At 36.9% G+C, this 4071-nt stretch carries 5 protein-coding genes and 2 tRNA genes; all 7 read left to right on the top strand.

The window, feature by feature from the left end; translation table 11 throughout:
- Positions 1–2: 2 nt before the first annotated feature.
- The 7 genes from AB5Z52_RS16115 to mreD all read left to right on the top strand — a co-directional run bounded on the left by AB5Z52_RS16115 (position 3) and on the right by mreD (position 3981).
- Positions 3–76, top strand: a tRNA-Arg gene (locus AB5Z52_RS16115).
- A 30-nt stretch (positions 77–106) separates the two neighbouring features.
- Positions 107–180 (top strand) — tRNA-Pro (locus AB5Z52_RS16110).
- A gap of 102 nt (positions 181–282) precedes the next feature.
- Positions 283–1167, top strand: coding sequence for a ribosome small subunit-dependent GTPase A (gene rsgA, locus AB5Z52_RS16105; RefSeq protein WP_003128803.1), 885 nt, complete (start codon positions 283–285; stop codon positions 1165–1167).
- 14 nt (positions 1168–1181) lie between these two features.
- Positions 1182–1829 carry a ribulose-phosphate 3-epimerase gene (gene rpe, locus AB5Z52_RS16100; RefSeq protein WP_034707063.1) on the top strand — a complete coding sequence of 216 codons (648 nt, stop codon included), beginning with the start codon at positions 1182–1184 and terminating at the stop codon, positions 1827–1829.
- Between the two features lie 3 nt (positions 1830–1832).
- Complete coding sequence (locus tag AB5Z52_RS16095; protein WP_003128805.1) at positions 1833–2465, top strand: thiamine diphosphokinase; 633 nt, start codon at positions 1833–1835, stop codon at positions 2463–2465.
- A 146-nt stretch (positions 2466–2611) separates the two neighbouring features.
- Positions 2612–3469 (top strand): rod shape-determining protein MreC, encoded by an 858-nt coding sequence (mreC, locus tag AB5Z52_RS16090; protein WP_005469711.1) that lies wholly within the window; start codon positions 2612–2614, stop codon positions 3467–3469.
- Between the two features lie 2 nt (positions 3470–3471).
- Complete coding sequence (mreD, locus tag AB5Z52_RS16085; RefSeq protein ID WP_021150867.1) at positions 3472–3981, top strand: rod shape-determining protein MreD; 510 nt, start codon at positions 3472–3474, stop codon at positions 3979–3981.
- Positions 3982–4071: the final 90 nt, after the last annotated feature.

Here is a 4071-nt window from a genome sequence, read left to right as displayed (position 1 = left end):
ATGCGCCCATAGCTCAATTGGATAGAGTGTTTGACTACGGATCAAAAGGTTAGGGGTTCGACTCCTCTTGGGCGCGTAGTCTTTTTATTTTTTTAATATCTATTATCGGGAAGTAGCTCAGCTTGGTAGAGCACTTGGTTTGGGACCAAGGGGTCGCAGGTTCGAATCCTGTCTTCCCGATTTTTTTGTCTGAAGAGTCTTCTTCAGGCTTTTTTTATTGGTGAGAAATTTATTCATGAGTTATAAATATGTTACAATAAAAAGAAATGAGGAGGAGAATTTTTGAAAGGACAAATAATCAAAGCTCTTAGTGGATTCTATTATGTAGAGTCTGAAGATACTATCTTTCAAACTCGAGCAAGAGGAAACTTCAGAAACAGAAAAATCACGCCGCTTGTTGGGGATGAAGTTATTTTTGAAAGTAGTAATCCAACTGATGGATACTTGTTAGAGATACTGCCGAGAAAAAATGAATTGATACGTCCACCAGTGGCCAATGTGGATCAAGGTGTAGTGGTGACAAGTTTGATCCAGCCTAATTTCTCATTTAATCTATTAGATCGGTTTTTAGTTACACTGGAGTATAAAGAGATTGAACCAATTATCTTTTTGAGTAAAACAGACTTAGTGAGTGATCAAAGTGAGGTTCAAAAAATTGCCGCTTTGTACCAACAAATTGGTTACCAAGTCATTGTTTCAAAAGCAGATAATAGCGATCTTCTGGAGTTACAAAGAATTTTCCCGGAACGACTGACAGTTTTTATGGGACAATCTGGCGCAGGAAAATCCACATTGCTTAACCGAATAGTCCCAGAGCTAGATTTGGAAACGGCCGAAATTTCTGAGTCATTAGGTCGAGGGAAACATACAACGCGACATGTAGAATTATTGACATTATATGATGGGTTAGTGGCTGATACCCCTGGATTCAGCTCAATCGATTTTTTGGAAATCGATAGTGGACAATTGCCCAAACAGTTTCCAGAATTTTTAGCATTGGCACACCAATGTCGTTTTCGTGAGTGTATGCATTTAAATGAGCCAAATTGTGCTGTAAAAGAAGCAGTTGAACAGCAAACAGTTGCACTTACCCGGTATAAAAACTATGTTCAATTTTTAGAGGAGATTGAAAATCGTCGTCCAATTTATAAAAAGAAAAATAAGTGAGGGAAACGAATATGATTAAACTAGCACCATCAATTTTAAGTGCGGATTTTGCGAATCTGCAACGGGACATTGAACTTGTAGAAAAAAACGGCGCGGATTACATCCATATAGATGTAATGGATGGCCAATTTGTTCCTAATATTACTTTAGGACCAAATGTTGTCAAAGCTATTCGTCCGATAACTAAGTTGCCACTGGATGTTCATTTGATGATTACTCAGCCAGAAAATTATATTCATGCGTTTGCCGAAGCTGGTGCCGATATAATTGGAGTTCATGCCGAAGCTACTCCCCACATTCATCGCGCAATTCAAATGATTTTAAATGAAAATGTAAAGGCGGAAATTGTTATCAACCCTGGTACGCCAGTAGCCGCTATTCAACATGTACTATCCATGTGTGATCAAGTATTGGTAATGACTGTGAACCCTGGATTCGGTGGACAATCTTTTATCGAAGAAACAGTTGCTAAAATCAAGGAACTAGCACAATTGAAAGAGAAAAATGGGTATCACTATGATATCGAAGTAGATGGTGGAATCGTTCCAAAAACAGCTCGGATCTGTTTAGAAGCTGGTGCCAATGTGTTTGTTGCTGGTAGCTACATCTATGACGCGGACAGTCCTGCTGATCAAATCAAAGCATTGAAAGAAGTGTTGTAATAAATGAATATTCTTCTAGTTGCAGGTGGCAAAAAGCAAACTTGGCCGTCTCTAAAGAAGTATGATAAATACATTGGTATTGATCGGGGATCATTTTATCTGCTTGAGGAGGATTTGCCTTTAGATTTTGCGATTGGTGATTTTGACTCTCTTTCTTCTGAAGAAAGAGAACGAGTGCGACAGAATGCAAAAAATTTTTTTCAAGCTCCGGCAGAAAAAGACGATACGGATACGCAACTCGCATTATTGATGGCTATTGAGCATTTTCCCAATGCAAAGATTGATATTATCGGTGCAACTGGTGGAAGAATCGATCATTTTTTAGCAAATTTATGGATTGTACTGGAGAAACGGTTTCAGCCTTTCGCTCATAATATTAGTCTATTAGATAAGCAAAATGTCATTCGGTTCTTTTTGCCAGGGAAGTATTCCATACGTAAAGAAAAGGGCATGAAATATCTGGCATATTGTTGTCTGACTCCCATTGACAATCTTTCATTAATGGAAAGCAAATACCTATTGGAAAATGTGAAGGTTGAACATCCTACATCATTTGCTAGTAATGAATTCATAACGGATGAAGCATCCTTTATATTTGAAACGGGAATTATTGCTGTTATTCAAAGCAAAGATTAAGAGACAGTCAAGTCTCTTTTTTTATTTTTGAAAATTTCAGAAAGCTAATTACAAAAAAAGCATTAAGACGTACAACTTAACTTTTGTTTACATCGTTTTAGTGGTAAAATTAAGGCTATCAGTTTGGAACTCATTGAGGTGTCTTTGTGAAAAAGTTTAATCCTAATAAAAATATCATAATCACGTTAATTATTGTGATTTTAGTTGTTTCTGTGTTGAGTGTGACGATTGCTAGAAGAGCAGTTGGGAATTCATCCAGTTTTGTGCAATCGGCAGTCAACGACACGATTGGTATCGTGGACAAGGTGATTACAGCTCCAGTACGGTGGATCGAAACCGGTGCAAACTCTGTAAAGAAACTTTTTGTCACGTATGAAGAAAACGAACGTTTAAAAGAGAAAATCGATAGTTATGATGAGATTGCTCGATCAAATGAAAATTACAAGCGAGAAATCGAATCATTGAAAGAAGAGCTTGAGTTAAACGAAACATTGACTAACTATGAAAAAATTACTGCCAATGTTATTAATCGTTCACCAGATACATGGCAAGACATGCTTGTTGTGGATCGTGGCACGAAAGATGGTGTCGAAGTAAATATGGCGGTTATGTCCCAAAAAGGTTTGATTGGGCGTGTGATTGAAGTGAATGCAGCATCTTCAAAAATCGAATTGTTGACTTCTGAAAATCAAAATTCAAATCATTTTCCTGTTCGAATCAGCGGGAAAGACGGCGAAACTTTTGGAATTCTAAGTAGTTATGATCAAAAAGAGAAGTCCTTGGTTATCAGTCAATTGACTGGAAGTACACAATTGAAAGAAGGCGATGTTGTACAAACCTCGGGATTAGGAGGGAATTCTCCAGCCGACCTTGCTGTTGGGACAGTTGTTAGTACCACCAAAGATGAATTTGGATTAGATACAAAAGTATATGTAAAACCTTATGCACAAATGTATGATATTCAAGCAGTTACTATTATCAAACGTTTGGCGGGTGACAAATAGGCATGAAAAAAAATACGTATTTAAAGTACTTTGCCGGAGCATTTTTTTTCTTGATGATGTTGTTAGATGGACAATTAACCCGTTTACTTGAGCGCTGGACGCAAGATAATTATATAGCGAGTGCACATTTACTATTGATTGCCTTCCTATGTAGTGCCAGATATTTGCCTAAAAACTACTTGATTATAACCGCATTGATCATTGGATGCTTGTATGATCTTTACTATATTGGCATAATTGGTATTTATGCTGTCGCATTCCCGATGATTGTGTGGATCATGTATATTTTAAATAAAACGCTATACCAAAACATATTCACCATGTTTTTTGGAATGATTATTTTCGTTACGGGTCTTGAAATGGTAACTTTGGGGATACAGTTGTTATTTAAAATAGCAACAGTCAATACTTCATTTTTTGTCTCTCGTTTCTTAGCACCGACACTGCTATTAAATATTATTTTATTTGTTATTTTAGTTATTCCATTCATGAAGCTATTCAAAGAAGAATAGCTTCATTTTTTTGGGCTCTTTGTCAATAAGGACTGATGGGTTGTACAAAATCAAATCTGGGTCAGAATGAACCTCATTCTGGCTCAGATT

It is taken from the genome of Enterococcus sp. RTP21361st1_A6_RTP21361_211029 (assembly GCF_040910045.1).
GTDB lineage: Bacteria > Bacillota > Bacilli > Lactobacillales > Enterococcaceae > Enterococcus_D > Enterococcus_D gallinarum.
Note: the sequence above shows the minus strand (reverse complement) of the source record. Positions and strands in the feature narration are given on the sequence as shown.

Bases quoted from the DNA above. Each gene is read 5' to 3' on its own strand.
- mreD (WP_021150867.1), top strand. From the start codon at position 3,472: ATGAAAAAAAATACGTATTTAAAGTACTTTGCCGGAGCATTTTTTTTC.
- AB5Z52_RS16095 (WP_003128805.1), top strand. From the start codon at position 1,833: ATGAATATTCTTCTAGTTGCAGGTGGCAAAAAGCAAACTTGGCCGTCT.